The following is a 1,338-nucleotide window of genomic DNA, read 5'->3' as shown; positions in this document are numbered from 1 at the left end:
TTACGCCGCGGTGGTGAGCGTAGTGCTGGTCGTGTTCTTCTCGTAGTCGACGGGGCTGGTGTAGCCGCACCAGGAGTGTCGGCGGCGGTTGTTGTAACGAAGGATCCAGCGGAACACCTCGCGCCGGCAGGTGGCCTCGTCGGGCCAGCAGGCCGCGTCCTGCAGGACCTCGCGTTTGAGGGTCGCGTTGAACGATTCCGCGAGGGCGTTGTCGGCCGAGGTGCCCACCGCGCCCATGGACTGCCTCACGCCCAGAGCCGCGCAGAGGTCGGCGTAGGCCTGGGAGGTGTAGACCGACCCGTGATCGCTGTGGAAGACCGCCCCGGCCAGCGACCCACGGGTCGCGGCGGCGGCGTTGAGCGCGTCGGTGACGAGCTCGGTGCGCATGTGGTCGGCGACCGCCCAGCCGACCAGACGACGGGAGTAGCAGTCGATCACGGTGGCCAGGTACAGGTTCCCGCCGCCCGCGGCCGCACTGATCGGTAGGTAGGTGATGTCGCCGACGTAACGCTGGTTCGGCGCCTTCGCGGTGAAGTCCCGCCCCAGCAGGTCCGGCACGACCCGGTCGGCCGGCTCGGGGATCGTGGTGCGGGCCCTGCGTCTCTTGACGTAGCCGGCGATCCCGGCCGCCCGCATCACCCGCGCGACCCTCTTGTGGTTCACCCGCTCCCCGGCCGGGGCGCCGTCGTTCAGCTCCGCGGTCACCCGTGGCGCGCCGACGGTGTTATCGGCTGCGTGGATCGTGCGGATCCGTGCCTGAAGGGTCGCGTCCGCGGCAGCCCGCTGGGCCCGCGCTGGTGCGGACGCCTTCCAGGCGTAGTAGAACGAACGCTCGATCTCGACGAGCTCGCACAGTCGCTTCACCGAGTAGGTGGCGGCATGGTCGGCAACGAACTGGAAGCGACTCACCAGCGCGTCTCCCCGGCGAAATACTTCGCCGCTTTCTGCAGGATCTCCCGCTCGGTGGCCAGCTTCGTCGTCTCGACCCGCAAGGCCGCGTTCTCCGCCTCGAGGCGGGCGATCTTCTGCTGCGGTGTCTCATCTGCGGGCACCGTCGCGTGGGGCGTCGCCGTGGTGGGCCGCAGCGGGCTCGACGTGCGTGTTCCGTCCGGCGCGGTCTTCCTGCCGGTCCCGTAGGCATCGATCCAGCCCCGCAACGTGCCACGCACGATCCCGAGGTCCTCAGCGATACCGCGGACCGTGGCGCCGGGCGTGGACTCGTACAAGTCCACGGCCTGGCGACGGAACTCCTCGGAGTAGTTCTTCCTGGCCATAGTTCCTGATCATCTCGCTTCCCCAGCAGATGCTGGAATCAGCGTGTCCAAGAACCAGGGTCAG

General features: G+C 69.0%; 1 protein-coding gene. It reads right to left on the bottom strand.

Annotated elements, in window-relative coordinates; translation table 11 throughout:
* A protein-coding gene (locus HLB15_RS23620) for an IS3 family transposase (protein ID WP_171109207.1) occupies positions 1 to 1,274 on the bottom strand; the annotation gives its coding sequence in 2 pieces (ribosomal slippage) (positions 1 to 920 and positions 920 to 1,274; 1,275 coding nt in all).
* Between the last annotated feature and the right edge of the window lie 64 nt (positions 1,275 to 1,338).

This window comes from Promicromonospora citrea, assembly GCF_013004695.1.
Lineage (GTDB): Bacteria > Actinomycetota > Actinomycetes > Actinomycetales > Cellulomonadaceae > Promicromonospora > Promicromonospora citrea.
The sequence above is the reverse complement of the archived record's forward strand: the minus strand, read 5'-3'. Positions and strand labels throughout refer to the sequence as shown.